Consider the following 24,681-nt stretch of genomic DNA (forward strand, 5'->3'; position numbering starts at 1 on the left):
GACGCCTTCGAGTTCTTCCTCGACCTCTCAGCCCTCGTCGTCTACGTCGCCCGGCCCCACCTCCACTCCGTGGTGGAAGAGTCCTGTCGTTCTCGGTGTGGTGGCCACGATGATCACTGTGGTTGTCGCTGTGCTGGCCCTCGTTCGCGACTTCACCGACCTAAAGATCGGCACTATCTCAGACGCGGATGCGTCTGCGACCTCAACCCCTGGTCGCAGTGAACAATACGGCTGGGGTCCCGGGCGAGATATGTACAGGGTTAAAGAAACATCCCCTACTGCGGTATTCAATAGCATAATCGATAATCCTTATATTGGAGATGAGCGCAACTTTGTTAAATGCCGAATAGAGGGCGTCTCGAACGCTAAGTATGCCGACGAGATAGCGATTCGTGCTGACGTATACATTTCCGTATGGGTCGCTATAGATAATTCGAGCACAAGGCCTGATCAGGCTATTAGAGGCGGTCGAATGGTGATGACATCGAGTCCTAGTAAAACGCCAAACCCTGCCGTTAATGTCCTTCTTATGGGAGATAATGCTGCTAAAGTGTGGGACGGATGTAAAGTTCTATCGGCGAACCCGGTTACTCTTTACTATGTTCCGGGAAGTGCAACTCTGGACATAGCGGATCTGGAGCCATTTGCGATTGATGACGCGGTAGTTCGTGGAGGCGCCTTGTTGCCAGGAATTCGAGGTAATGCCGCAGGTGTGGTTGGGGGAGACAAGACGCGCTACGGATATGTTACATTTCGCATGAGAGCCTTGTTGGAGGATTGATAATTGCCCGAAAGGGTAGGACTGGCGGCGTTGTTGCATTGCCAGCGTATGTGCGGACAACCAACTGGCGTCCACGCGATCACGCAATTGTAGCGAAAAGCTGGAGCCCACCGCGTCCGAGCCCCGCGTGGCCTTCGCGGTGCGGTACAAGGACCGCGCCGGTGAAGCTGGGCAAAGCGCAGGGAATCGTCGTAGGTCGCCTGGTTCGGCGTGCCCGCGACGTACTCATCCAGGAGTTGTTGTTGCGCAACACTTCCCGCCTTGGGGGGTGCTGTGTTCCGCGCGTGACAGCGAAAACGAGCTGTTGACCGGCGAAGCCTGCGACCCCAGCCGCAAGCTGATCCGCACGATCCTCGGCGCGGTGTCTGAGTACGACCGGGGAGGTGACGGTCGAGCGGCTGGAGGCGTCCAAGGACGGCGTGCTGGTGGCACTCCCTGCCGAGCAAGCTGTGCTGCGGACACTGCACACCCTGGCTGAACAGGGCATCAGTACCCGTGAGAACGCCAAAGTCCTTACCGCAGAAGGGCGTAGAACAGGCGCGGCGGGCGATGGTCTAGCGCCGCGGTTCCCGAATCCTAAGCCGCACAACCGAGTCCCTGGAAAGGCAGCCTGACGTGGCATACATCCGCAGCTACGACACCACCACGCGCCGCAACGGCAAGCCCGTGAAGCGGTATGAGGTGGTCTGGCGTGAGCCCGTGCGCGAGGAGTTCGGCCTGCCGATCCCGGTGGACCCTGCGCGGCCGGAAGGGAAGAAGTAGACCCGCGCCAGCCGGGAGTCCTACGCCACCCGCGCGACGATGCCGAAGCCCGCCGCGACGAGCTGAACGCCGCACGCCACACCACGGGCACAACTGCCCTGGCTGATGCGCGCAAGGCTGGCGACCTACCGTTCGGCTACTACGCACGGGTGTGGCTGGACAGCTTGCAGGTGAAGGTGAGCCAGGGTCGGTTGAAGCAACGCACCCTGGACGATTACGAGAAGTACATCCAGCGGTATGCGTTGAAGACGTTCAGCGGCAAGGCAATTGCGTCGATTGCTCTCCGACACTGCGAAGAGTTCTTGGCTGTTGGTGTGTCAGGAGTCCCGGCATGGCGAGACCCTCGCGCCTGCCACGGTGAAGCACGCTTGGTCGGGCTTGGGCGAGTCCTCAAGTACGCCGTGCGGCACGACGCCATTCCTTCTACCCAGCCGACCGCGTGGACTTTGAAACCAACCGCGCTACCGGCGACCATGACGACTTCGAGCCCAACCCGCTCACCGCCGAACAGGTGGCGCAGGTCCGCGCAGCCATCGCGAGGACGGTGCAGCTTCCTGCGTACCCCGTCTATGTGGTGATGGTGGACTTCCTGGCCTATACCGGACTGCGCGCCAGCGAGAAGTCCGGGCTGGAGGTGCAAGACCTGGAATTCCGCACAGGTCCGGCCGCAATCCGGTGCTTGGTGCACGTCCGCTGCACCAAGGGCCGGAAGCAGACGCCCCATGGTCGGTAGTGGGGCTACGAGTACGCCCAAGTCCAAGCGCAGCGAGCGTCCCGTTGCGCTCCCGCCCTGGCTGGCTGCTCGGATGCACGCCTACCTGTTCGGCGAGGACACCAACCGTGCTGTGCAGCACCCGCGCTCCGCGGAGCCCACCGCACCACTGTGGCCATCGCGGCGGATTGCGCCTAGCGGGCCAGCGGTACGCGGTGCCGTTTGACTGGTCGCAGCCGATGGCGATGGGCACCTTCTACGGCACGATCTTCAAGCCCGCGCTGCTGGCGGTCGGGCCGCCCGCTAGCGCTCCCGCCGCTGAGACCGGTCCGCCAACGCGAGGCGTACACCTGCGCGAACTGCGGCGTACCTTCGCGGTAATGCAGTTGATGGCCGGGACGCACTTCATGCAGGTGTCCAAGTGGTTGGGGCACAGCACTTTCACCCTCACCCTGAACACCTACGGCGATTGGATTCCCGAAGAGGACGGCGGCGCGGCTGACCTGCTGCCCGAACCGCCCGCCCCGGCGGGGATTACGCCTGCTCCAGCGATTGAGCTTCCGTCGAATGTGGTACCGCTGTTTGGTCGTCGGTCGGCAGGTTGGCGGCCCAAGCGCCAGCGTTCATGTCGGGGTCGATCTGCACCAGCATTGACGCCAACCATCCGGCGGACTGGTGCGCGGCAGGCATCGCGGCAATGCCCTGCGTGGCCTCGGCAATGGCGTCGGCCTTGCGCCCGAGCAGCGCCAGCACGATGCCGCGCTGAACGCCCCAGAACCCGGCGGTGTACCAGTAGCCGAAACTCGGCAGCTCAGTGCCGTCGGACGCCTCGGCAGCTTTGTCGGCAGCCGCGAGCGCCTTACCGGCTTGGCGTGATTCCTTGCGCACTGCGAGGAGTTCCGCGCGCTGATACCGGTCGTATACGCCGAGAATTCGATGCGCGCCGTCCACGCCTATAGCGGCGTCCGTAAGTGCGATCGCCCGCGCGGTGTCGCCCTGGTGGCGCGCGGTGTACGCGCGGAAGCTGTAAGAATGCGCAAGCTGGGAACGGTCCCCGGCCACTTCCGCCAACTTGGCCGCATCCTCCAGGGCGCGGTTGGACACGTGCGGGCTGCCGATAGCGTGCTCCAGCCACCCCCGATACCGCGCTACCTCCGACGCCATACACGCTGCCGCGTCGCCGCCTACGCGCTCGGCGGCCAGCGCCCGCGCTATCCCGTCCATCCCCCGGATCACCGGCGCAACCAGCGCTGAACCCGCCACATCCTCCAAATGCCTTGTGCGCTCGAGGATTACAGCCACATCCTCCAGGCTGGAACTGCCAGCGGTGGACGGGTCGGTGACGGTGGCCTGTAGCCGCTCCGGGTCCACGTTCGCAAGCCCCAACGTCGGATCGCCCAGCACGGCGCGGTACCCGGCCAGGACAGCCGGGGTAACCGGCTTGCGCCCAGTCTCGACCAACGACAAGTAACCGGTGGTGAAGCACGTTCGTACGGCCATCGTTCGCAGGCCGATTCCGGCGATTATGCGCAGCTCGCGCAACAGGCTTCCGGTCACCGCCCCGCCATCGGTAAACATAGGTAAACCGTATGGGGCGGGTGAATTTCTCGGTAGTCCCCGAGAGTAGTTCTCAGCCCCACCGCCGGGCCGACGCCGTGGAATGTCGCGGCGCATCGGGCGCAGTGAGCTGCGCGGACGATGGCGAAAGCTCCCCGGCGGTGGGCGCATTCACCCGATGACCCACAGGGGGACTGATGAGCGACGCGATCAAACCTCAGCTTGACGTGCTGACCGAGCGAGCCGCGAAGCGGTCCATGGCAATCCGCCGGGCTCCTGAGCCGCCGTACGGCTGGGAGTTGTACAGCCCGTTCCGGGTAGTCGTCACGGGCTCGCTCGACAACGTGGAAGCCTGGCTCACCGCAGCCGAACAACGGCACGGACAGCCTCCGGTAACCAGGCTCGCGGGTGCGCGGGCGGACGGGTGATCACCCTCGGGTTCGTCGTAGCGATTGGCCTGCCGTTGGCCGTGATCGTCGGGGTCGTGCTGTGGCCTGAGCACATTCCGCCGGACCGCACGGTGTCGGCCATCAAGCAGTGCCTCGAAATGGAGAACAGCCCGGCCAAACTGCCCGCGCGCCGGGGTGGCGAGGCCGATTTGTGCGGTGACCTGCGCCGCACCACACCAACCTGCGTTGAAAGAGTGCCCCCACAGGGACTCGAACCCTGACTGTGCGGATTTTAAGTCCGCTGCCTCTGCCAATTGGGCTATAGGGGCGTCCCGGATAGCGTAGCGAATCGTACGGGTGTACCGGAATCCTGTTGGTCGACAAGGTCGGCCCGGCGTGTCGGAACAGACCACGCCGGGACCGATCATGTCATCGAAGGGGCTGGTCAGTCGTCACTCGCGGCCTTTTTGCCGAGGACCGAGTGGCGGCGGCCGTAGGCGAAGTAGACGGCGAAGCCGATGGCCATCCAGATCACGAAGCGCAGCCAGGTTTCCACCGAGAGGTTCACCATCAGCCACAGGCAGGCAGCCACGGCCAGGATGGGGATGAGGGGGACCAGGGGGACGCGGAAGCCGCGGGGCAGGTCGGGGCGGGTGCGGCGCAGGACGATGACGCCCACCGAGACCAGGACGAAGGCGAACAGCGTGCCGATGTTCACCATTTCTTCCAGCGTGCCGAAGTCGACGAAACCGGCCAGCACGCAGCAGACCACGCCGACGATGGCGGTGAGCCGCACCGGCGTGCCGCGCTTGCCGGTGTGGGCCAGCCCGCGGGGCAGCAGGCCGTCGCGTGACATCGCGAACAGCACGCGGGTCTGCCCGAGGAACAGCACCATCACCACGGTGGTGAGGCCGGCCAGTGCGCCGATGGAGATGACGTTCTTGGCCCAGTCGACGCCGTGGATCTGGAATGCCGTTGCCAGCGTGGCGTTCTCGCCGGCCAGTTCGGTGTAGGGCACCATGCCGGTGAGCACCAGCGTCACCGCCACGTAGAGCACGGTGACGATCAGCAGCGAACCGAGAATGCCGCGCGGCACCGCCTTCTGCGGGTTCTTGGTCTCCTCGGCGGCGGTCGCCACGACGTCGAAACCGATGAACGCGAAGAACACGATGCTGGCCGCGGCGAGCAGGCCGTACCAGCCGAAGTTGGTGTCACCCGCCCCGGTGATGAACTGGAACAGCGTCTGGTGCAGTCCGCTGGCGCTTTCCTCGGCGGGCTGCGACGGCGGGATGTACGGGCTCAGGTTGGACGCCTTGAAATAGGTGATGCCGAGTACGAGCACCAGCGCGATGACGGCGAGCTTGATCGCCACCGCGACGGCCGATACCCGTGAGGACACCTTGGTGCCGACGGCGAGCAGCACGCCGAGCACGGCCAGCAGCAACACCGCGCCCCAGTCGAAGGTGACCGACCCCCATTGCACAGTGGCGGAATCGAATCCGAAGACCGTGCCGAGATACTGCGACCAGCCTTTCGCGACCACCGACGCGGCGAGCGCGAATTCCAAGATCAGATCCCAGCCGATGATCCACGCCACCAATTCACCGAAAGTGGCATAGGAATAGGTATAGGCGCTACCGGCGACGGGCACGGTCGATGCGAATTCCGCATAACAGACCGCGGTGAGCCCACAGGCGATCGCCGCGAAAACGAAGGCCAGCGACACCGACGGCCCGGCCACATTGCCCGCGGTGCGCGCGGTCAGGGTGAAGATGCCCGCGCCGACGACAACGGCGACACCGAAGATCGTGAGATCCCAGGCGGTCAGATCCTTGCGGAGTTTGGAATCGGGATCGTCGGTGTCGAGAATCGACTGTTCGACGGATTTGGTGCGGAACAACCCGCTCCCTCGGGCGGGTGATCGGCCTGCCCCCGGAGCGTCTTTCGGTGTCGGCACGTATTTCTCCTTCTGCTTACGAACGTATTCGGGGGGTACCCGGAAACCCGGTCAGTGCACGCCCTGCATGCGGCGCTTGATCCAGGGCGCACACGCGACGACGACGAGACCGGCCACGATGGCCGCGGCACCGCTGAATCCGAAGTAGGCGGTTTCGCTCTCGGGGCTGTAGAAGCGGGCCAGTGTGCCCGCCATCGAGGTGCCGATACCGACGGAGAAGAAATACAGGGCCATCATCTGCGAGCGGAACGCGGCGGGCGCGAGGTGCGTGGTCACCGCGAGACCGATCGGCGAGAGCAGCAATTCCGAGATCGCGAAGCCGCCGAGGATCGCGAAGACCGCGAGCACCGGCACGGTCTTGCCATCGAAACCGCTGAGCAGTGCGAACAACCAGAACGCGATGCCCATCCCGATGACGCCGAGCGCGAACTTGATCGGCGTGCTCGGCGCGCGATTGCCGAGCTTGGTCCACATCAGCGCGAACAGCGGCGAGAGCGCGATGATCCACACCGGCTCGACCGACCCGATCCAGCTGGCCGGGGCCTCCCAGCCGAAGATCCGCCAGTCGACGCGCTCGTCGGAATACACCGCCAGCATGGTGAACATCTGCTGGAACAGCGACCAGAACACCGCGTTGGCGATGAACAGCGGAATGAACGCGACCACTCTTGTTCGTTCGATCTGGGTCACCTTGGCGCTGCGCAGCATCACCGCGAAGTAGACGACCGAGGCGACCACGATGACGCCGGTGGTGACGTCGGAGAGATTCTCCAGAGTGATCAGCTTCGTCAGCACGGCGACCAGCACCACGACCGCCGCGACGGCGACGCCGATCAGCACCGGGGTCAGTTCGCGGCGGGTGATGGGATTGGGCACCTCGCGTCCGTGGGTGCCGAGGTTGCGGCGGAAGATGACGTACTGGGCAAGGCCGAGCGCCATGCCGATGGCCGCGGCGCCGAAGGCGACGTGGAACCCCCATTCGCGCTGCAGCAGGCCGGTCAGCAGCGGGCCGCAGAACGCGCCGATATTGATGCCGAGATAGAACAGCGTGAACCCGCCGTCGACCCGCGCGTCCGTCGGCGCGTAGAGGGTGCCGAGCAACGACGACGCGTTCGCCTTCAACCCGCCACTGCCCAGCGCGACCAGCACCAGACCGACGCCGACACCGGTGAGCCCGGGCAACACCGCCAGCGCGAGATGCCCGGCCACGACCACGACACCGCCGTAGAAGACCGTTCGCTCCATTCCCAGCACCCGGTCGGCAATCCAGCCGCCGAGCACGGTGGAAAGGTATACCAAGCCGCCGTACGCGCCGACGATGCCGAGCGCGGTGCTCTGCGCGATTCCGAGGCCGCCCTCGGTGGTGGAGTAGTAGAGGTAGTAGCCCAGGATGGTGAGCATGCCGTAGAAGGAGAAACGCTCCCACAGCTCGACGCCGAACAGGTTGGTCAAACCGATGGGGTGACCGAACAGGGTGCGTTCGGCCGCCGTGTCGGCGGGGCTCGGCGGGTCGCCGAGCCGTGCTTCTTCCGTGGGCATAAGGGAACGATCCCACGTCGAAACGGTGGACAGCAATTTTCCCGCATCGTCGCGGGTTCGGCGTGCCGCCCCCGCCGGGCGGGCGCGAACATGTCCGGCGGCGGGCGCCGGCACCAATTAGGCTGTGGTGACCGGACTCCCGCGACGGACGAGGAAATCAGACGTGCTGACAGCCCAGGTGACCGTGCCCGTGCGGCCGGAGCGGGCGTTCGCGACCCTGGCCGACGGCTGGCTCTACGCGAGCTGGGTGGTCGGCGCCTCGCACATCGGCGAGGTCGACCCCGGCTGGCCCGCCATCGGCAGCCGCATCCACTACCGATTCGGGCTGTGGCCGGTGCTGATCAGCGATACGACGGTGGTGCGGGCAATCGACCCGCCGCACCGGCTGGAGTTGGAGGCGCGGCTGTGGTCGGTCGGCTCGGCATGGATCACGCTCACCCTCGTCGAACAATCCCCGGGACACACCACGATCCGGATGGTCGAACGCGCTGCTCGCGGGCCCGCGCAGTTGATCCCCGGCCTGGCGCAAGACCTGCTCTTCTCGGCCCGCAACCAGGAATCCCTGGATCGGCTGGCCGCTTTGATCCGTGCGCGTTCGCAGAATGAATGACTCGCGGGAATTCCGACCGGTTCGTATTTCTCGATAGCGAGTATTTCGCGCTGAAATGGTTTCGCGGAATTCTCTGACCCCATGTTCTGCTAGCGCATGTGGATTAGTCTCTAGCCCACTATCGACATGCACAGGGTGGATCAGGGGAACGCGCGTGCTTCATATCGAGCACTTCAACAATGGCTGGGTGAATCCGGTACTGGCCTTCGGCCTGTCGTTCATCGGTTCGGTCCTGGGGCTACGGTGCGCGGTGCACGCCAAAGCGTCGTCCGCACCGCTGGGGTGGCTCGTCGCGGCCTCGGTCGCGCTGGGCGGAGCGGCCGTCTGGGTCATGCACTTCACCGCCATGCTCGGGTTCGGCATCAGCGGCGCGCCGATCCGCTACAACGTGCCGTTGACGCTGCTCAGCGCGGTCATCGCGGTCGTGGTGGTACTGATCGGGCTCACCATCGTCACCGGAGGTGGCAACGAGTGGGTGACGCTGCCGATGGGTGGCGCGATCACCGGGCTCGGGGTGGCTGCCATGCATTATCTGGGGATGTGGGCGATGCGCACCCAGGCCGTCATCGAATACGAGCCGGCGCTGATGGTGTTGTCGCTCGTGATCGCGATGGTCGCGGCCACGGCGGCGCTGTGGTTCATGCTGCACGTGCGTGGCCCGCTGATGACGTTGGGCGCCGCGCTGGTCATGGGAATCGCGGTGTGCGGCATGCACTACACGGCGATGGCGGCGATGCGCGTGCACCAGGGTGAATCGATGACCGTGGGGGACGGTGTCACGCCGGTGCAATTGCTACTGCCGTTGATCGCGACGGTGTCGCTGGTGGTCGCCGGATTGGTGATCGTGGTCGGGCTGGCCGAATGGGAAGTCGGCGACAGCGAAAAGTACCGGCCGCGTCAGCCGGATTGACCGCCGTGGCCGAATATTCGGCCACGGCGGCATCCACTAGCTCGGCTGGGGTAGGTCGCAGTCGTCGACCTTCGGATTGGCGCCCACATAGTTCAATGGGCCCGCGATGATCGTCACCGCGATGGTGCCGAGGGTCGCGCAGTTCTGATCGCGTTCGGTGTAGTAGCCGCGTTGGCCCGCGGCCAGGATTCCGATCAGCAACCACACCAGCACAACGATCGAGATGATGCGTGATCTACTGCCTGCCATGACTGGTCCTCTACTTCTGCGGATTCTGCGCATGGTCAGTAGTAGTGTCGCCGGCCACCGATAGCGCGCCCGGTGCTACCGACCAATGCCAGGACGACGCCGACCACGAGGAGGATGACTCCCACGGTGTTGAGAAGCGGGATGCCGAAAACGAGTCCAGCTATGAGAAGAATTGCGCCGAGAATAATCATCAGATCTCACCTTGTTGGGTGTCGGGATTGTGGAATACCGGAGGGCACCCACAATGGCCGAATGCCCGGTTTTTCCGATCCGAAACAGGCTGTGCCGCAAGCGACCGGCGGCCGCGCCGCCGTGGCCGAGTGGTCGGCCACGGCGGTGGATCAGCGTCCGAAGATCGGCAGCGCGGCCGAGCCCGTCGAGGGCGGGCGCGCAGCACTGGAGCCGAGGTCGGCGTCGAACGAGCCGGTACCGCTGCCGACGTCGACCGAGCCCATCGAGCTGCCGGTGGGCGGGCCGATCTCGACCGAACCGGAGGGGAGCAGGTCCCAGTCGGCGCTGCCGACCGCGGTGGCGGGGCCGGCGGTGCCGAGCAGGGTTCCCGCGGCGAGCACGGCCAGCAGGCCCGCCCTGGCGGCGGTGGATTGACGGATGGACATGGGTGATACCTCCGAGAGCTTTGCTGTGATAGCTCCCAGACGGTAACTGAAATACGTTGATTTCACACCAGATCGGCGTGGTCCGCTATGCCTGCGGCCGCTGGCCCACTTCCATCTGGACGCGGTAGCGGTCGGCTCGGTACCAGCTCTGGGTGTGCTCGATCGGCACCTCCGCGCTGAACGACACCCGGTCGAAATGCAGTACGGGAGCGCCCTTCTTGACGCCGAGCAGGGCCGCGACACCGGCCTCGGCGGCCTGGGCGTCGACCGTCTGCACGGCGCGTTCGATCGGCCTGCCGTAGCGGTCCGCCGTGGTCCGGTAGATCGAGCCGGTGAGGTCGTGCGAGATCAGGCCGGGTACCAGTTCGGGGTTGAACCAGGCGTCGTCGACACTGACCGGATCGTCGTCGGCCAGCCGCAATCGGCGCACGTGATAGGCGAGCACGCCCTGTGGCAGACGTAGCGCGCGGGCGGTGGACTCGGGCGCGATCGCCTCCTCGGCGACGAGCACCAGGGTGGTCGGATGGTGGCCGAGCGCGCGCATCTCCTCGGTGAACGAGGCCAGGTGCAGCCGCGATTGCACCGGCCGGTGCGCGACGAAGGTGCCCTTGCCGCGCACCCGGACCAGGTATCCCTCGTTCACCAGCTGGCCGACCGCCTCGCGCACGGTGATCCGGCTGACGCCGTAGTCCTGCATCAGATTGCGCTCGCTGGTCAGCAGATCACCCGGCTGCAGCTCGCGCGTGCACTTCTGCAGCAGGATCGCGCGCAGCTGTTCGTGTTTGGGCACTGCGCTGTCGCGCAGCGGTGCGGGCATCGCCAGTGGCTCCTTTTTCCTGGTAGGCCTACCGGTCCCTACTGGTCCTATCCGGTCGCTTCGAGAATACGCGACCGGCGCCGCGGAGCCCAGAGATCTGCACCCCGATCAGCGGATGCCCGGGGTGCGCGGATCGGTGCCGATGCATCCCAGGATGACGCATCCCGGGGGAGAATCCGCGAACGGTGCCTTCGGAGTTTCGCCGAGGCAGTCGAGGAAGTTGCAGCCGGGGTAGGCATACGGGCCGACGCCGAGGGTGCCGAAGAAGGCATCGGGCCGGGCGATCATCGGATCGGTGACGCTCACATCGGGACGCTCCCGGTACTCGCCGGGATCGGGAATCTGCTGGTCGCGGAACGCGGAGACGAGCGTGCGCATCACATCGTGGGTGTAGGTGGTCGAACTGCCCACCGTCGCGACCCCGGTCCAGTTCAGCACCAGGCCGAGGCTGGGCACGATGAAACTGTCGTTGCGCAGCATGCCCGACATTTTCACGGCATCATCGGGCAGTCCGGGGAACTCGAGGCGGCACGGCGCGCCGTTGATCACGAACAGGAAGCCGTAGCAGGGCATGCTCGGCGACGGTGAGACCGCCGCTCGCATGTAGTCCTCGGAGATCACCTGCCGGTCGTTCCAGCTGCCCCGATTGCCCACGAGCAGGCCGAGTTTCGCGAAGTCGTCGGGCGGCAGGATCAAATGCGCGTGGCCGTAGGTGTTTCCGGCGCGGTCGCGGGCCCAGTAGTAGTCGCTGCGGGCAATGCCCAACGGGTCGAACAGTTTTCGCTGCGCGAAGGCCTGAAAGTCCTCGCCGACCGACTGCTGGACCACATAGACCAGCAGGTCCACCGCGCGCTGGCTGTAGCGGAACATCGTGCCCTGCGGGCGTTCGATCGGCATCGCGAGTGCCTGCGCGACGACGTTGGGATCGAGTTGCGCCAGCCCGGTCGCGCCTTCCGCGGCGACGGCGACCTCCATGCCGGAGGACTCGGTGAGCAGGTTGCGCACGGTGATCTCCCGGTGCGCGGCGTCACCGAGGCCGGGCGGTAGGTAGCGGCCGATCGGCTCGTCGATCCGCAGCAGCCCCTCGTCGACGGCGGCCCCGGCGACGAGCGCCACGACGCTCTTGGTGCCGCTCCACAGATTCCACGCCACCCCACCGGATTCGGCGTTGCGCGGGCCGGTCGCGATCAGGCAGTTGTTGCGGTACAGCTGGATGTTGAATCGGGTCACATCGGTGGCCCGCGCCATGGCGGCGGCCAGCACGGCGGGGTCGAGCGCGGCTTCGGCCGGTGTCGCGGACTGTGGGGTGCGGCCGGTGGTGACCTCGCACTGCTTCGCGGTGACCGGGTCGGCCGTCGCCGGACTCGGGAGCCATGCCCCCGAAATCAGGGTCATCGCCGTAACCGTCGCCGCCACAACGTATTTCAGATAGCCCTGCACGAAACCCTCCCGATGGTGTGTCCGGAAGGGAATCGTGAACGATCACGTTCTTGTTACGAGGTGATCAGCTGCCGTACGGCGTGCACACCGCGATCGCTTCGTCCTTGGCCGTGTTGAAAATGTCGATCACACCGTTGAGTTCGTCGGTGGGCGCCCTGCGCTCGAGGGTGTCGGCGAGGGTGTTGGTCTTCTCGATGTAGGTGCGCAGCGGCACGGACAGATCGGGGATCACATCGCCGGTGATCTTGCGGTCGAGGTCCTTGGCGCTGTTACGCAGGGTGGTGACCGCCTCCGTGGCCTTGGCGTCGGCATCGGGCGCCTGATCGTTGGACGCCGCGATGTAGGCGTTGAACGAGGTGACCGAGGTCTTGTTGGCCGAGCGCAGGCCGTCGCACGCCGTGTCGTTGGCCGCCTCGATCTTCGCCGCCTTCGACGACGATGCCGCCGCCGAGGACGCCGCCACCTCGGAGGTGTAGGAGGCGAGCTCGCTCTGGTTCACCTCGGCGGTGCCCGGCACCTGCGTGGAGCAGGCGCCGATGAAGATCACTCCGGTCGCGGTGGCCGCGAGCGCGGTCCCGAGCCCCAGCCGTTCCAGTACTCGCATGTCTCTCTCCTGCCTCGAGATTGCAGGCACCGGTTGGGCCGGAGCCGAACATATCGACCGTACTGGCTACTTCCGGGTGACGTCAGGTCGCGGTGGCGATTTCGATGACGAACCGAGACGCGGCGCCGGGGTGTCGGGCCCGGCGCCGCACCCGATCAGTTCTGTTCGAGCATGCCGCGCATGGTGGCGATCTCAGCCTCTTGATCGGCCACGATCGCCGTCGCGAGCTGGCGTGATTGCGGATTCACGCCGGCGTTCAGCTCGGTCTGGGCCATCTCGACCGCACCCTCGTGGTGGGCGATCATCATCTCCAGCCACTGCCGGTCGAAATCGGCGCCGTTCGCGGCCTGCAGACTGCTCATCTGCGCGTCGGTCATCATGCCGGGCATATCGTGCCCGCCGTGTCCTTCGCTCGCGCTCGGCGCGGGCTTGCCGAAACCGGCCAGCAGATCGGTGATCTGCTGCAGCTCCGGGGCCTGCGCCTTCTCCACCTGGGCGGCCAGTGCGATGAGCTGCTGGTTCTGGGTGTGGCTCGGCACCATCTTCGCCATCTCCACGGCCTGCGCGTGATGCGGGTACATCATCTGCAGGAAGCTGACGTCGGCATCGTTGAAGTCGGTGCTCGCGGCGGCGCTGGTCGCGATCGCGGCTGTGGTGGAGTGCTCGGTGGTGTGCGTGGTGGTGCTGTCGTCGCTACAACCGGCCGCCAACAAGACGGTGGCGGCCGCGGCGACGAGGACGTGGGTACGGCTGATGGACATGGTGATCCTCCTGGGGATTCGGGTGAGGTGTCGAAACGGGCGAGGCACGCGTGGTGCCGCACCTGTCAGATCCGCAGAATCGCCAGTTGGGAAAGGGTGAGAACGGTCCACGGCGGCGGGCGTTCGCGCCGCCCGCGCCATGCCCTCGATGGATGCCGGGCGGTTTCGGCGGTGTCGCCGAGGCGGTAGAGCAGGACCAGGGTCAGTGCGACGGCGAGTGCGGTCAGAACGAAAACGCAGGCGTGGACAGCGGCGTGCTCATCACAGCCCGCCGCTCCGCAGCCTGTGTGCGGGTCGGCGGGAGTGGCGACGGGCAGCGTCGAATCTGTTGACGGTGCTCCGGCGAGAACTTGCGTGGAATGGTCGAACGCGGGGTGGCCGTCGGCCGAACCCGAGTCCGCGTGGTCGGTGACAACCGGAGCCGCCCCGCCGTGCGAACCCTCACTCGCGTGAGCGGTGCCGAAGACCGCGGAGTGCATGGCGACGATCCCGGCCAGCAGCATCAACACGGCGAGCGCCCTGGCAATGCCGGGTGCGCGCGCGGGCTGATGCTGCTCCATCACGGCGACCAGTCTAGCGATCGCCTTGGTGATACCCGGTAGGGGTAGTGATCACGGAGTGGCGATGTCGACGACCAGGCGTGGGGGATCGGCGAGGGCGGTGACGGAGAACGGTGGCTGGTCGGCGTCGATGCCGATGAACGACTGGGTGACGCCCTCGTAGACCAGCTTCTTGTAGACACCGGTGATGGCCGGTGTGCCCGGATCGGTCACCGGATCGGGCCCGGCGAACGGGGGGACCGTCGAGTCGAACGGATACGCCGAGCCGAGGATGCGCACCTCGAGAATCGCGCGGCCTGCCACGTCGACGGTCTTGCCGCTGCCGTCCTGCACCGCGCGATCGGTATAGGCCACTTGCCACCCGGGGGACCCGGTGCCGCCGAGCTCGTAGACCACGCGGTCGAAGCCGGGCTGCCGGCCGAGCCGGATATCGCTGACGGTCAGCGCGGCGCCCGGGGAGGCCGCGCCGGACTTCGGGCTCGCGTCGGTGGGCACCTCGCCGGTGGCATCGGCGAACGTGCTGGTGGTGCTCGTCGTTGTCGGCGGCGCCGCGGCCGGTGTGTCGTCGGTGCCGCAGCCGGATGCCGACACCGCGGCCGCGGCGATCAGCACGAACACGAGGGCGTTGCGCATGGGGCTGATGCTACGCAGGACGGCGGCGTCGTGGGCGAAGGAGCACGGGGTGTGTTCGGGCAACCGAAAGTTTGCTGATTACTTCGAAATGGGAGCGGTTGCAGTCGATGCGCGCAGGTCGGGGCCGGGATTTTCGGCGAACGCGTACCAGTTTCGCAGTTAGCGCGACCCGCGGTGATCGCTGCTGCCGTCGGCCGGGCGGCCGCCTTCGTCGAAACATTGGGGAACAACGGAATTCGTGAGAACCCCGAATCCGGAGCGAGCTGCAAGGGCGTCGCAAATCGATGGAACCCGTTATTGCTCAGTGAAATACATCTCACGACGACCCCTCGGGAGCCGCCCCGCCGGCCGATACCGGGGCCGGATGTGACGGTGGGGCAACGATCTAGCACACTTGCCGGGTGGACAGTCTCGAGGACGTATTCGACCGACTACGCCGGTATCCGGATGTGGAGGCGCCGAACCTCTATGCCGTCGACGCCGCCGACCGACTGATCCTCGACACGGCTGCCGACGCCCTCGCGGCCGCGGGTAGCGGTGAGGTTGCGGTGATCGGCGATGCCTACGGCGCGCTCACCCTCGGCATCGCCGCGCAGCACGGACTCGCCGGCATTCGCGTGCATCAGGACCTGATCACCGGCGAATCGGCGCTGGCGGCCAACGCCAAGAACCTCGGGCTCACCGATCGCTACACCACCCACGCCCTCGACGCCGACCTGCTCGCCGGGGCGCGCGTGGTCGTGATGCGATTGCCGCGGATGCTGTCGGGCGTCGCCGAGATCGCCGAGGCCGTCGCCCGCCACGCCGCCGAGGACGTGGTGGTGTTCGCGGGCGGTCGCGACAAGTACCTCACCCCGGCCATGAACGAGGTACTCGCCGAATTCTTCGCGCGGGTCCGTGCGGGCCGGGGCAGGCAGAAGTCGCGCGTGCTCGTGGTCGGCGAACCGCTGCCGGTGGGGGAACCCCGGTTCCCGGTGCGCGAGCACGTCATCGAGATCGACGGCGATGTCGTCGCGTTCGGCGCGGCGTTCTCGGGCTCGCGTCTCGACATCGGCACCCGCTTCCTGCTCGAGCACATGGACCGGATGAAGCCCGACGCGCGCGATGCCGTCGATCTCGGTTGCGGTACCGGCATTCTCGCGGTCGCGCTGGCCAAGTCGCGCCCGCACATCCGGGTGGTCGGCACCGACCAGTCCGCCGCCGCCGTCGCTTCGGCGAGGGCCACCGCCGAAGCCAACGGTGTCGCCGACCGGGTGACGGTGGTGCGCGACGACGCCATGTCCTCGGCCGCCGACAACAGCGCCGACCTGGTGCTGTGCAATCCGCCCTTCCATGTCGGCGCGGCCGTGCACACCGGTTCGGCGATCAAGATGTTCGTCGAGACCGGCCGCGTGCTGCGGCCCGGCGGCGAGCTGTGGACGGTGTACAACTCGCACCTGAACTATCGCGGCGTGGTGGAGCGGATGGTGGGGCGCACCGATGTGATCGGCCGGAACCAGAAGTTCACGGTGACGCGGTCCGTTCGTGGTCTGCGCGACGTACAACGATAGGGCGACCCGAAAGCGGTAGAGTCCGATTTGTCCGAACGGGTGGGCGGTGTGGTCCTGGACCGGATCGCTGGGAACTTTGTCCGATCGTGGCGCGTTGAACAGGGCAGTTGGAGCTTGTACAGCGACTCGTAACTCCAAGAAAGGCGCACGGTGCGTACCTCATCGAATCCGGTGTTCAAGAACCTTCCCCGCCAGGAGGGTGTCGGCGGTTACGCGAACTTCGGTTCGGGCGTAGCCGGCGCAGGCCAGCTGGGCAACCAGCAGTACGGCGAATACGGGCAGCAGTACGGCCAGCAATTCCAGCAGGCCCCCGCCACCCGCGCGATGACCATCGACGACGTGGTCACCAAGACCGGCATCACCCTCGCGGTGCTGACCGTCTCGGCGATCATCTCCTTCGCGCTGTCCAGCGCGAACCCGTCGCTGGCGCCACTGTTCGTCATCGGCGGCGCCATCGTCGGCCTGGTGCTGGTCCTGATCGCGACCTTCGGCCGCAAGATGGACAACCCGGCCATCGTCCTGTCCTACGCGGCCTTCGAGGGTCTGTTCCTCGGCGCGCTGTCGTTGATGTTCACCGGCACCGAATTCGGCGGTGTGGGTGGTAGCGCCCTGATCGGCCAGGCGGTGCTCGGCACGTTCGGCGTGTTCTTCGGCATGCTCGTCGTCTACAAGACCGGCGCCATCCGCGTGACCCCGCGCTTCACCCGCATGCTGATCGGCGCCATGGTCGGCGTGCTGGTGCTGATGGTCGGCAACCTGATCGCGAGCTTCTTCACCGACGGCGGCTTCGGCCTGCGCGACGGTGGCGCGCTGGCGATCGTGTTCAGCCTGGTCTGCATCGCCATCGCCGCGTTCAGCTTCCTGCTCGACTTCGACGCCGCCGACCAGCTGATCCGCGCCCAGGCCCCCGAAAAGGCCGCCTGGGGCGTCGCCCTCGGCCTCACCATCACCCTGGTCTGGCTCTACGTGGAGATCCTGCGCCTGCTGAGCTACTTCCAGCGCGACTGACAGCAGACACAAAAGCGGCCCACCTCGACGAGGTGGGCCGCTTTTCTCGGTCTACCTCAGCTCAGGCGCTCGATCACGAGCGCCATGCCCTGGCCGCCGCCGACGCACATGGTCTCCACGCCGAACTGCTTGTCGTAGGTCTGCAGGTTGTTCAGCAGGGTGGTGGTGATGCGGGCACCGGTCATGCCGAACGGGTGGCCCAGCGCGATCGCGCCGCCGGAGACATTGAGCTTGTCCTCGTCGATCTTCAGCTCACGCGCCGAACCGAGCACCTGCACGGCGAAGGCCTCGTTGATCTCGAACAGGTCGATGTCGGAGACCGACTTGCCGGCGATCGCCAGCGCGCGCTTGACGGCCTCGACCGGGCCCAGGCCCATGATCTCGGGCGACAGGCCGGAGACACCGGTGGAGACGATGCGGGCCAGCGGGGTCAGGCCCAGCTCCTTGGCCTTGGTGTCGCTCATGATGACCAGCGCCGCGGCGCCGTCGTTGAGCGCGCAGCAGTTACCGGCGGTGACGGTGCCGTCGGGACGGAACACCGGCTTGAGCCCGCTGACCGCCTCGTAGGTGACGCCGGCGCGCGGGCCGTCGTCCTTGCTCACGATCGTGCCGTCGGGCAGGGTCACCGGGGTGATCTCGCGCTCGAAGAAGCCGGCCTTGATGGCCGCTTCGGCACGGTTCTGCGAGCGCACGCCCCAGTGGTCCTGGTCCTCGCGCGAGATGCCGGTCAGCGACGCGACGTTCTCGGCGGTCTGGCCCATCGCGATGTAGGCGTCGGGGAGCAGGCCGTCCTCACGCGGGTCGTGCCACGCGCCCGCGCCGCCCTCTGCGGTCTTGGCGGTGCGGGCCTCGGCCTCGGCGAACTCGGGGTTCTTGGTGTCGGGGGAGCTGTCGGCGGAGCCACGGGCGTAGCGCGAGACGGTCTCCACACCGGCGGAGATGAACACGTCACCCTCGCCTGCCTTGATCGCGTGGAAGGCCATCCGGGTGGTCTGCACCGACGACGCACAGTAGCGCTGCACGGTGGTGCCGGGGACGACGTCGAGGCCGAGCTGGATGGCGAGGATGCGGCCCATGCCGAAGCCGCCCTCACCGGCGGGGGAGCCGGTGCCGAGGATGATGTCGTCGATCTGCGTCGGGTCCAGCGACGGCACCTTGGCCAGCGCGGCACGAATCATCTGCGTGGTCAGGTCGTCCGGGCGCATACCCGCCAGTGACCCCTTGACGGCACGGCCGATGGGGGAACGGGCGGTGCTGACGATGACGGCCTCGGGCATGAGGACTCCTTTTCGCGTGTTGGACGTGAACGGCTGTTTACATGCCGGTCATTCTCGAATCTACGTCTCCAGCTGCGCGACGGGAAGAGCAGGGCGGTCGCGCACCTGGGCGATCAGCACGGGAAGCAGCTGCGCGGCGGCCAATTCGTAGCCTGCCGCGGACGGGTGGAATCCGTCGGTGGCGAACAGGATTTCGGGCGAGGCGCGGAACTCCGAGGCGACCAGTGGCGAGCCCATCGGCACCGCGATACCGCCCGCGATGGTGGTCGCCACCGTCTGCGCCTTGGCCAGCCGCACACTCCAGTTCGCGACGATCGTGCGCAGCGGTTGCTGGATCGCGGTCACGGTGCCCAGGTTCGGGCAGGTGCCGACCACCACCAGCGCGTCGGCCTCCCGCAGCCGCGACACCGCCGCCGCGAGCCTGCGCGCCGAGGCTCGGATGGAGTGCTTCTTGGTGATGTCGTTGGCGCCGACCAGGATCACCGCCGCGTCCGGCGGCGGCCCCGCGACGAACATCGCGTCGACCTGTCCGGCCAAGCCCTTGGACGTGGCGCCGGAGATGGCCTTGGTGCTCAACCGGATGCGCAGGCCGGTGGCCTCGGCCAGCCCACGGGCCAACCGCACCCCCGGCACATCGGAGGCGCCGAGGCAGCCGAGCCCGGCCGCGGTGGAGTCGCCGAAGATCATCAGGTGCAGGTCCACCGGCGTCGTCTTGCGCCACGGCTCGGGCCGGGTGGCGCCCGGCGCGTACACACCGTCGGCCTCGGGCGGCTTGGAGGTATCGCGGCCGATCACCGCGCGCGCCGCACCCGCCTGTGTCATCAGCAATCGATAGGTCGCCCAGGAGACGGTTCCGGCGCTCGATCCGGCCAGCACCGTCGTCGCTCCGGTCACGACCGCGGTCCGCCAGCTGATTCGAGGTGCGCTCACATCCGAAAATTCTACGACGGAGATCCCGAGGAACGGAGATGTCGGCCACTTGCGGCCTGGTGGGCGCCCCTCCGCTCGGCGTCGGGCGCAAGTGCTCGGCTACCCTCGGCACCATGCGCATCGCGGATCATGTCGTCGATCTCATCGGCAACACCCCCCTTGTTCGGCTGAACTCGGTGGTCGGCTCCAACGCGGGCCTGGTGGCCGCGAAGGTCGAATACCTGAACCCGGGCGGCAGCTCCAAGGACCGGATCGCGGTCAAGATGATCGACGCCGCCGAGCAGGACGGACTGCTGAAGCCGGGCGGCACGATTGTCGAGCCGACCTCGGGAAACACCGGTGTCGGCCTGGCGCTGGTCGCCCAGCAGCGCGGGTACAAGTGCGTGTTCGTGTGCCCGGACAAGGTCAGCGAGGACAAGCGCAACGTGTTGCGTGCCTACGGCGCCGAGGTCGTGGTCTGCCCGACCGCCGTGCCGCCGGAGCACCCCGACAGCTACTACAACGTCTCCGATCGCCTGGTCAAGGAGATCGAGGGCGCCTGGAAGCCCAACCAGTACTCGAATCCGGGCGGCCCCGACAGCCACTACGAGACCACCGGTCCCGAGATCTGGGCCGACACCGAGGGCAAGGTCACCCACTTCGTCGCGGGCGTGGGCACCGGCGGCACCATCTCCGGCACCGGCCGCTACCTCAAGGAAGTATCCGGCGGCAAGGTCAAGATCATCGGCGCCGATCCGGAGGGCTCGGTGTACTCCGGCGGCACCGGTCGCCCGTATCTGGTCGAGGGTGTCGGCGAGGACTTCTGGCCCACCGCCTACGACGCGTCGATCCCAGACGAGATCATCGCGGTCTCCGACGCGGATTCCTTCGAGATGACCCGGCGCCTCGCGCGCGAGGAGGGCCTGCTGGTCGGTGGTTCCTGCGGTATGGCCGTGGTCGCCGCGATCGAGGTCGCCCGCCGCGATCCCGACGCCGTGGTGGTCGTGCTGCTGCCCGACGGTGGCCGCGGCTACCTGTCGAAGATCTTCAACGACAAGTGGATGAGCTCCTACGGCTTCCTCCAGACTCCGCTGGACGCGGGCCCGGAACCGCTGGTCGGCGACGTGCTGCGCGGCAAGTCCGGTGCCCTGCCCGATCTGGTGCACACCCACCCGTCGGAAACCCTGCGCGACGCCATCGAGATCCTGCGCGAATACGGCGTCTCCCAGATGCCCGTCGTCGGCGCCGAGCCTCCGGTCATGGCCGGTGAGGTCGCGGGCAGCGTCACCGAACGCGACCTGCTCTCGGCGGTTTTCGAAGGCCGCGCCAACCTCACCGACTCCGTTGCCCAGCACATGAGCCCGTCTTTCCCGCTGATCGGCTCGGGCGAGCCCCTCTCGACCGCCACCAAGGCACTGTCGGATTCCGACGCGCTGATGGTCGTCGAGGACGGTAAGCCCGTCGGCGTCATCACCCGCCACGACCTACTCGGTTTCCTGAGCACCGGCAGCATCTGAGGTTCGGCGCACGGTGGGCGCGGTGCGGATATCGGAGGCGAGTCCCTTCTTCGCCGCAGCGGTCCTGATCGCGTCCACCACCAGCAGCAGCGCGGCCCGGCCCGCCGAATTGGTGCGGTAGGCCAGCGACACCGTCCGGGTGAGGGCGTCGCCGAGTGCGACGATGTCCACCCCGGGTGGGCGCAGCGCCAAACCCAGATCCGACACCAGGGTGACGCCGAGTCCGGCCGCGACCATCGCCATCGAGGTCGCCTGCTCTTCCAGTTCGTGGTCGATGCGCGGCCGCAGCCCGGCGGACTGGAACGCCAGCCGCGCCGCGTGCCCGAAGTGCGACCGGGCGGGCGCGATGATCCACGGATGCTCGGACAACTCGGCGAGGGTCACCCCTGCCGTGGGCACCGCCCCGGCGGGGACGGCGGCGTGGATCCGTTCGACACCGATGACGGCCCGCTCCAGGCCGCGGTCCCAGGTCATCGGATAGTTCGAGTAGTCGAGAACGAACGACAGGTCGAGTGTGCCGTCACGGACCGCGGCGGCCGTCGACTCCGGCGCGAGTTCGGTGGTGCGCACCAGAATGCCCGGGTGCGAGGCGGCGAGGGTGGTGAGCGCGTCGGGGAGCAGGCCGGAGGCCACCGACGCCCACACCCCGGCGGTGATCTTCGCCGTCACCGATCCGCCCGCTTCCTCGAGCGCCTGGGTCGCGCGTTCGACCGCCGCCAGGATCTCTTCGGCGTGCTCGGCCAGCACGATCCCGAGGTCGGTGAGCTGTACTCGGCGCCCGCGTCGTTCGAACAGCCGGGTGCCCGCGTCGCGTTCGAGCTGTGCGAGCTGTTGGGAGACCGCCGACGCGGTGTAGTGCAAAGCGGCCGCGGCGGCCGTGATGGTGCCGCGCCGGTGTAGTTCGCGCAACATTCGCAAACGGGCCAGGGACAGGTCCATAGCACCGAGCGTAGGCACTGTGCAGGAACCGTGAAGGGTGCCGTGAACGAACCGTAAATAGACGCGCGGCCAGGGGCCGCGCAGGCTTGGTGCTACCGGGGGCGACGAGGTCCGCCACGGGCGATCACGACAAATGCGGAGGTGGGCACCATGACGATGCTGAACCCGGGCACCTCGACGGACCCGGCCGGCACTCCCGCGACCCGTCGTTGCGAGCCGTACCTGCGTCTGCACTGGACGGATTCGCGCACCGACGCGGTCGGCTACCTTGTCGTCCACAGTCTGCGCGGCGGCCTGGCCACCGGCGGCACCCGGATGCGCGCCGGTTGCACCCTGCGTGAGGTCGAGGACCTGGCGCGCGGCATGGCGAACAAGACCGCCACTTTCGACCTCCCGATCGGCGGCGCCAAGGGCGGGATCGACTTCGATCCGAAGGACCCGCGGGCGGTGGAGGTGCTGGAGCGGTTCTGTGAGGCGATGCGGCCGTGGCTCGACACGCACTGGGTGACGGCGGAGGACCTGGGGGTTCCGCAGCACCTGATCGACGAGGTCTTCGACAAGCTCGACCTCGACCAGAGCTTCCACGCCGCGATCCGGCGCTCGGCCGACCCGGCGGCGACGCTGGCGCGGGTCCGCAGCGGGCTCAACACCGCGGTCGACGGCGGCTTCCTGCTCGGTGACGTCATCGGTGGTTTCGGTGTGGCGCACGCCTGTCTGGCCGCGGCGGTGCAGTGGGGGCTCGCACCCGCCGACACGACGGCCGCGATCCAAGGGGTGGGGACCATGGGCGGGGCGGCGGCGTACTACCTGCACGAGGCCGGCATGAGAATCACCGCGGTGGCCGATGCCGCGGGCACCCTGTACCGCGCCGAGGGCCTCGACATTCCGGCGCTGCTGGAGCTGCGCGACGGCTACGGCGAGATCGATCGGTCGCGCCTGCCCGCGGGCATCGAGGAGATGCCGCGCAGCGCCGTGATGTCCGCCGACGTCGATATCCTTGTGCCCGCGGCGATCTCGTATGCGATCACGCCGGACAACTCGTTCGACATCCGGGCCCGCGTCGTCGTCGAAGCCGCGAACGCCGCCACCACACCGGAAGCCGAAGCCATGCTCGCCGCCCGTGGCATCCCGGTGCTGCCCGATTTCGTCGCCAACGCGGGTGCGGTGGCCTGGGCGTGGTGGTTGCTGCTCGGCGAAGTGGACGACGCCCCGGACACCTCCTTCGACCGGCTCCGCACCACCATGCACGACAAGGTCGCACAGCTGCTGACGGCATGGACCGACGCGAGCATCACCCCCCGCGAGATCGGCCACCGCTGGGCCGACGACCCGGCACCGCTCACCGGACCGGTCGTCATTCCCTGAGCGCGGCCTGCGCGAAGACGGTGCTGCCCGCGCGGGTGAAGGCAGCACCGACTCCCGGTCAGCGGGTGAGGATCGAGTGCAGATCCACCCACTGGTCCGGGTGGACGTAGGCGACGACAGTGTCGTGGCCGATGCCGGTCGCGGTCAACGCGTCGTCGACGCCTCGGTAGCGGGTACGCAGGGAAGCGCGCACGGTGCCACCGACCCCGGAGTAGCCGGTCCGCACCAGTTCTGTATAGGAATCCTGGTGCCGGACAAGTGGTTCCGGTCGCCGGGTGATCCGCAAGATCGCCGAGTCGACCGACGGAACCGGACGAAAGCTGTTGCGCGATACCTGCCCGTGGAGTTCCCAGCCGAACCATGGCCACGTTGTCGCGGTCAGCAGGCTCCAGCGGCCGTAGTCGCCGGTGCGTTTGCGGGCGTATTCGCGTTGGGTGAGCAGCGTCGCCGAGGTCAGCGCCGGTGCGGTCAGGCACCAGTCGACGATCTCGGCGGTCACGGAGAACGGGATGTTGCCCACCACGGCGAACGGCTCGCGGGGAGCCCTTGCCTTGGTGAAATCGCCACGGACGACGCGGATTCCGTCCTCGGCACGTGTTCGTGCCGAGAGCTTGGCCGCGAGCAGTGGATCGATCTCGTACGCGGTGACCTGAGCGCCCCGGCGAGCCAGTGCGTGCGTGAGAACCCCTTCGCCCGCACCGGGTTCGAGAACTGTTCCGGCCGGATCGGCCACGGTCACCATCGAGTCGACGGCGGCGCGATCCACCAGAAAGTTCTGGGACAGTGTCCTTCTCGCGTGGTCACGGGCGGTCCGGCCGCCACCCTTTCCGGTGACCTTGCGCTGAGTGTGTGAGTAGTTTCGGTGTGCGAAATCCTGCGCCACGGCAGTTGCCCCTTCGGGTCTTCGAGTCGAATGAGTCTCGAAGGGCCCTGGGCGCGCCGGTGGACGCCGATGAAGTTATCCGCGTCCGCTAGCGGGCCAGAGCCCGGCTGGAGCGGAGACGAATGAAGTAGTGGCACGACATGCGAACGACTCTAGGAAGCGGTCGAAAACCCGGCAACCGATTTTCGGACCAGCGCCGATCGGCTCGGGGGGCCGGGCGGAACCGCTGCTCGCGCGACCTCGGGAGCCGCCAACCGCTTCTGCTCCGGTCCGGTCGCCGGCAGGCCGAGTGGGCGCCCCCATCACGATCCGTGGGTCACAGTGGCCCTGACCGG

27 protein-coding genes and 1 tRNA gene are annotated in these 24,681 nt (G+C 67.3%); 11 read left to right on the plus strand and 17 right to left on the minus strand.

What is annotated here, in order from left to right; all coding sequences use genetic code 11:
• Positions 1–109 precede the first annotated feature (109 nt).
• The 3 genes from ACFWFP_RS21885 (at position 110) to ACFWFP_RS21895 (ending at position 2,276) form a co-directional block, all read left to right on the plus strand.
• Positions 110–781 carry a hypothetical protein gene (locus ACFWFP_RS21885; RefSeq protein WP_379297807.1) on the plus strand — a complete coding sequence of 224 codons (672 nt, stop codon included), beginning with the start codon at positions 110–112 and terminating at the stop codon, positions 779–781.
• Between the two features lie 615 nt (positions 782–1,396).
• The gene (locus ACFWFP_RS21890) at positions 1,397–1,543 is read left to right on the plus strand and encodes a hypothetical protein (RefSeq protein WP_379297809.1); all 147 of its coding nucleotides are present in this window, start codon (positions 1,397–1,399) and stop codon (positions 1,541–1,543) included.
• A gap of 439 nt (positions 1,544–1,982) precedes the next feature.
• Positions 1,983–2,276: a hypothetical protein gene (locus ACFWFP_RS21895; RefSeq protein WP_379297811.1), complete on the plus strand. Its 294-nt coding sequence runs from the start codon at positions 1,983–1,985 to the stop codon at positions 2,274–2,276.
• 513 nt (positions 2,277–2,789) lie between these two features.
• Here the strand turns inward: ACFWFP_RS21895 and ACFWFP_RS21900 are convergent.
• Positions 2,790–3,833, minus strand: coding sequence for an XRE family transcriptional regulator (locus tag ACFWFP_RS21900; protein WP_379297813.1), 1,044 nt, complete (start codon positions 3,831–3,833; stop codon positions 2,790–2,792).
• A 176-nt stretch (positions 3,834–4,009) separates the two neighbouring features.
• On the opposite strand from ACFWFP_RS21900, the gene ACFWFP_RS21905 reads away from it, so the two are divergent.
• A complete protein-coding gene (locus ACFWFP_RS21905; protein ID WP_379297815.1) occupies positions 4,010–4,240 on the plus strand; it encodes a hypothetical protein in 231 nt (76 codons plus the stop codon).
• Positions 4,237–4,482 carry a hypothetical protein gene (locus tag ACFWFP_RS21910; RefSeq protein ID WP_379297817.1) on the plus strand — a complete coding sequence of 82 codons (246 nt, stop codon included), beginning with the start codon at positions 4,237–4,239 and terminating at the stop codon, positions 4,480–4,482. The genes ACFWFP_RS21905 and ACFWFP_RS21910 overlap by 4 nt, the downstream gene beginning before the upstream one ends.
• Here ACFWFP_RS21910 and ACFWFP_RS21915 read toward each other — a convergent pair.
• From ACFWFP_RS21915 to ACFWFP_RS21925, 3 genes are all read right to left on the minus strand, one after another.
• Positions 4,457–4,530: transfer RNA gene (locus tag ACFWFP_RS21915), tRNA-Leu, on the minus strand. The genes ACFWFP_RS21910 and ACFWFP_RS21915 overlap by 26 nt on opposite strands.
• 116 nt (positions 4,531–4,646) lie before the next feature.
• A complete protein-coding gene (locus tag ACFWFP_RS21920; RefSeq protein ID WP_379297819.1) occupies positions 4,647–6,158 on the minus strand; it encodes an APC family permease in 1,512 nt (503 codons plus the stop codon).
• A 51-nt stretch (positions 6,159–6,209) separates the two neighbouring features.
• On the minus strand, positions 6,210–7,697 hold the full coding sequence (locus ACFWFP_RS21925; RefSeq protein WP_379297821.1) for a peptide MFS transporter: 1,488 nt from the start codon (positions 7,695–7,697) through the stop codon (positions 6,210–6,212).
• Positions 7,698–7,860: 163 nt separating this feature from the next.
• Between ACFWFP_RS21925 and ACFWFP_RS21930 the strand changes: the two genes are divergently transcribed.
• Positions 7,861–8,307: an SRPBCC family protein gene (locus ACFWFP_RS21930; protein ID WP_378636173.1), complete on the plus strand. Its 447-nt coding sequence runs from the start codon at positions 7,861–7,863 to the stop codon at positions 8,305–8,307.
• Between the two features lie 154 nt (positions 8,308–8,461).
• Positions 8,462–9,217: an MHYT domain-containing protein gene (locus ACFWFP_RS21935; RefSeq protein WP_379297823.1), complete on the plus strand. Its 756-nt coding sequence runs from the start codon at positions 8,462–8,464 to the stop codon at positions 9,215–9,217.
• A gap of 36 nt (positions 9,218–9,253) precedes the next feature.
• On the opposite strand, the gene ACFWFP_RS21940 is transcribed toward ACFWFP_RS21935, so the two are convergent.
• The 9 genes from ACFWFP_RS21940 to ACFWFP_RS21980 form a co-directional block, all read right to left on the minus strand.
• Positions 9,254–9,466: a hypothetical protein gene (locus ACFWFP_RS21940; protein WP_378993115.1), complete on the minus strand. Its 213-nt coding sequence runs from the start codon at positions 9,464–9,466 to the stop codon at positions 9,254–9,256.
• A 35-nt stretch (positions 9,467–9,501) separates the two neighbouring features.
• Entirely contained in the window at positions 9,502–9,657 is a 156-nt protein-coding gene (locus ACFWFP_RS21945; protein WP_170112138.1) for a DUF6131 family protein, read from the minus strand.
• Positions 9,658–9,807: 150 nt separating this feature from the next.
• A complete protein-coding gene (locus tag ACFWFP_RS21950; protein ID WP_379297825.1) occupies positions 9,808–10,083 on the minus strand; it encodes a hypothetical protein in 276 nt (91 codons plus the stop codon).
• An 85-nt stretch (positions 10,084–10,168) separates the two neighbouring features.
• The gene (locus ACFWFP_RS21955; protein ID WP_379297827.1) at positions 10,169–10,900 is read right to left on the minus strand and encodes a GntR family transcriptional regulator; all 732 of its coding nucleotides are present in this window, start codon (positions 10,898–10,900) and stop codon (positions 10,169–10,171) included.
• A 108-nt stretch (positions 10,901–11,008) separates the two neighbouring features.
• Entirely contained in the window at positions 11,009–12,295 is a 1,287-nt protein-coding gene (locus ACFWFP_RS21960; protein WP_379297829.1) for a serine hydrolase domain-containing protein, read from the minus strand.
• A 109-nt stretch (positions 12,296–12,404) separates the two neighbouring features.
• On the minus strand, positions 12,405–12,944 hold the full coding sequence (locus ACFWFP_RS21965; protein WP_379297831.1) for a hypothetical protein: 540 nt from the start codon (positions 12,942–12,944) through the stop codon (positions 12,405–12,407).
• A gap of 155 nt (positions 12,945–13,099) precedes the next feature.
• A complete protein-coding gene (locus tag ACFWFP_RS21970) occupies positions 13,100–13,705 on the minus strand; it encodes a DUF305 domain-containing protein (RefSeq protein ID WP_379297833.1) in 606 nt (201 codons plus the stop codon).
• Between the two features lie 65 nt (positions 13,706–13,770).
• Complete coding sequence (locus ACFWFP_RS21975) at positions 13,771–14,265, minus strand: DUF6153 family protein (protein ID WP_379298339.1); 495 nt, start codon at positions 14,263–14,265, stop codon at positions 13,771–13,773.
• 51 nt (positions 14,266–14,316) lie between these two features.
• Positions 14,317–14,898 carry a hypothetical protein gene (locus ACFWFP_RS21980; protein ID WP_379297835.1) on the minus strand — a complete coding sequence of 194 codons (582 nt, stop codon included), beginning with the start codon at positions 14,896–14,898 and terminating at the stop codon, positions 14,317–14,319.
• A gap of 401 nt (positions 14,899–15,299) precedes the next feature.
• Here ACFWFP_RS21980 and ACFWFP_RS21985 point away from each other — a divergent pair, with 401 nt between their 5' ends.
• Together ACFWFP_RS21985 and ACFWFP_RS21990 are read left to right on the plus strand one after the other, a co-directional pair.
• Positions 15,300–16,448 (plus strand): class I SAM-dependent methyltransferase, encoded by a 1,149-nt coding sequence (locus tag ACFWFP_RS21985; protein ID WP_379297837.1) that lies wholly within the window; start codon positions 15,300–15,302, stop codon positions 16,446–16,448.
• Between the two features lie 150 nt (positions 16,449–16,598).
• Positions 16,599–17,456 carry a Bax inhibitor-1/YccA family protein gene (locus tag ACFWFP_RS21990; protein WP_379297839.1) on the plus strand — a complete coding sequence of 286 codons (858 nt, stop codon included), beginning with the start codon at positions 16,599–16,601 and terminating at the stop codon, positions 17,454–17,456.
• 56 nt (positions 17,457–17,512) lie between these two features.
• On the opposite strand, the gene ACFWFP_RS21995 is transcribed toward ACFWFP_RS21990, so the two are convergent.
• On the minus strand, positions 17,513–18,733 hold the full coding sequence (locus ACFWFP_RS21995; RefSeq protein WP_379297841.1) for an acetyl-CoA C-acetyltransferase: 1,221 nt from the start codon (positions 18,731–18,733) through the stop codon (positions 17,513–17,515).
• A 60-nt stretch (positions 18,734–18,793) separates the two neighbouring features.
• Complete coding sequence (locus ACFWFP_RS22000) at positions 18,794–19,663, minus strand: SGNH/GDSL hydrolase family protein (protein ID WP_379297843.1); 870 nt, start codon at positions 19,661–19,663, stop codon at positions 18,794–18,796.
• A gap of 113 nt (positions 19,664–19,776) precedes the next feature.
• Between ACFWFP_RS22000 and ACFWFP_RS22005 the strand changes: the two genes are divergently transcribed.
• Positions 19,777–21,159: a cystathionine beta-synthase gene (locus ACFWFP_RS22005; protein WP_379298341.1), complete on the plus strand. Its 1,383-nt coding sequence runs from the start codon at positions 19,777–19,779 to the stop codon at positions 21,157–21,159.
• Here ACFWFP_RS22005 and ACFWFP_RS22010 read toward each other — a convergent pair.
• Positions 21,127–22,098 carry a LysR substrate-binding domain-containing protein gene (locus ACFWFP_RS22010; RefSeq protein ID WP_379297845.1) on the minus strand — a complete coding sequence of 324 codons (972 nt, stop codon included), beginning with the start codon at positions 22,096–22,098 and terminating at the stop codon, positions 21,127–21,129. The genes ACFWFP_RS22005 and ACFWFP_RS22010 overlap by 33 nt on opposite strands.
• Positions 22,099–22,254: 156 nt before the next feature.
• Between ACFWFP_RS22010 and ACFWFP_RS22015 the strand changes: the two genes are divergently transcribed.
• Positions 22,255–23,463: a Glu/Leu/Phe/Val dehydrogenase dimerization domain-containing protein gene (locus ACFWFP_RS22015; RefSeq protein WP_379298343.1), complete on the plus strand. Its 1,209-nt coding sequence runs from the start codon at positions 22,255–22,257 to the stop codon at positions 23,461–23,463.
• A 58-nt stretch (positions 23,464–23,521) separates the two neighbouring features.
• On the opposite strand, the gene erm is transcribed toward ACFWFP_RS22015, so the two are convergent.
• Positions 23,522–24,346, minus strand: a complete 825-nt coding sequence (gene erm, locus ACFWFP_RS22020) for an ErmE/ErmH/ErmO/ErmR family 23S rRNA (adenine(2058)-N(6))-methyltransferase (protein ID WP_379297847.1) — start codon at positions 24,344–24,346, stop codon at positions 23,522–23,524.
• Positions 24,347–24,681 lie beyond the last annotated feature (335 nt).

The sequence above is a fragment of the Nocardia sp. NPDC060249 genome (assembly GCF_042728755.1).
Taxonomy (GTDB): Bacteria; Actinomycetota; Actinomycetes; order Mycobacteriales; family Mycobacteriaceae; genus Nocardia.

Bases quoted from the DNA above. Each gene is read 5' to 3' on its own strand.
- ACFWFP_RS21885 (WP_379297807.1), top strand. From the start codon at position 110: ATGATCACTGTGGTTGTCGCTGTGCTGGCCCTCGTTCGCGACTTCACC.
- ACFWFP_RS21900 (WP_379297813.1), bottom strand. From the start codon at position 3,833: ATGTTTACCGATGGCGGGGCGGTGACCGGAAGCCTGTTGCGCGAGCTG.
- ACFWFP_RS21905 (WP_379297815.1), top strand. From the start codon at position 4,010: ATGAGCGACGCGATCAAACCTCAGCTTGACGTGCTGACCGAGCGAGCC.
- ACFWFP_RS21925 (WP_379297821.1), bottom strand. From the start codon at position 7,697: ATGCCCACGGAAGAAGCACGGCTCGGCGACCCGCCGAGCCCCGCCGAC.
- ACFWFP_RS21940 (WP_378993115.1), bottom strand. From the start codon at position 9,466: ATGGCAGGCAGTAGATCACGCATCATCTCGATCGTTGTGCTGGTGTGG.
- ACFWFP_RS21945 (WP_170112138.1), bottom strand. From the start codon at position 9,657: ATGATTATTCTCGGCGCAATTCTTCTCATAGCTGGACTCGTTTTCGGC.
- ACFWFP_RS21950 (WP_379297825.1), bottom strand. From the start codon at position 10,083: ATGTCCATCCGTCAATCCACCGCCGCCAGGGCGGGCCTGCTGGCCGTG.
- ACFWFP_RS21955 (WP_379297827.1), bottom strand. From the start codon at position 10,900: ATGCCCGCACCGCTGCGCGACAGCGCAGTGCCCAAACACGAACAGCTG.
- ACFWFP_RS21960 (WP_379297829.1), bottom strand. From the start codon at position 12,295: ATGACCCTGATTTCGGGGGCATGGCTCCCGAGTCCGGCGACGGCCGAC.
- ACFWFP_RS21965 (WP_379297831.1), bottom strand. From the start codon at position 12,944: ATGCGAGTACTGGAACGGCTGGGGCTCGGGACCGCGCTCGCGGCCACC.
- ACFWFP_RS21970 (WP_379297833.1), bottom strand. From the start codon at position 13,705: ATGTCCATCAGCCGTACCCACGTCCTCGTCGCCGCGGCCGCCACCGTC.
- ACFWFP_RS21975 (WP_379298339.1), bottom strand. From the start codon at position 14,265: ATGGAGCAGCATCAGCCCGCGCGCGCACCCGGCATTGCCAGGGCGCTC.
- ACFWFP_RS21980 (WP_379297835.1), bottom strand. From the start codon at position 14,898: ATGCGCAACGCCCTCGTGTTCGTGCTGATCGCCGCGGCCGCGGTGTCG.
- ACFWFP_RS21995 (WP_379297841.1), bottom strand. From the start codon at position 18,733: ATGCCCGAGGCCGTCATCGTCAGCACCGCCCGTTCCCCCATCGGCCGT.
- ACFWFP_RS22005 (WP_379298341.1), top strand. From the start codon at position 19,777: ATGCGCATCGCGGATCATGTCGTCGATCTCATCGGCAACACCCCCCTT.
- ACFWFP_RS22010 (WP_379297845.1), bottom strand. From the start codon at position 22,098: ATGGACCTGTCCCTGGCCCGTTTGCGAATGTTGCGCGAACTACACCGG.
- ACFWFP_RS22015 (WP_379298343.1), top strand. From the start codon at position 22,255: ATGCTGAACCCGGGCACCTCGACGGACCCGGCCGGCACTCCCGCGACC.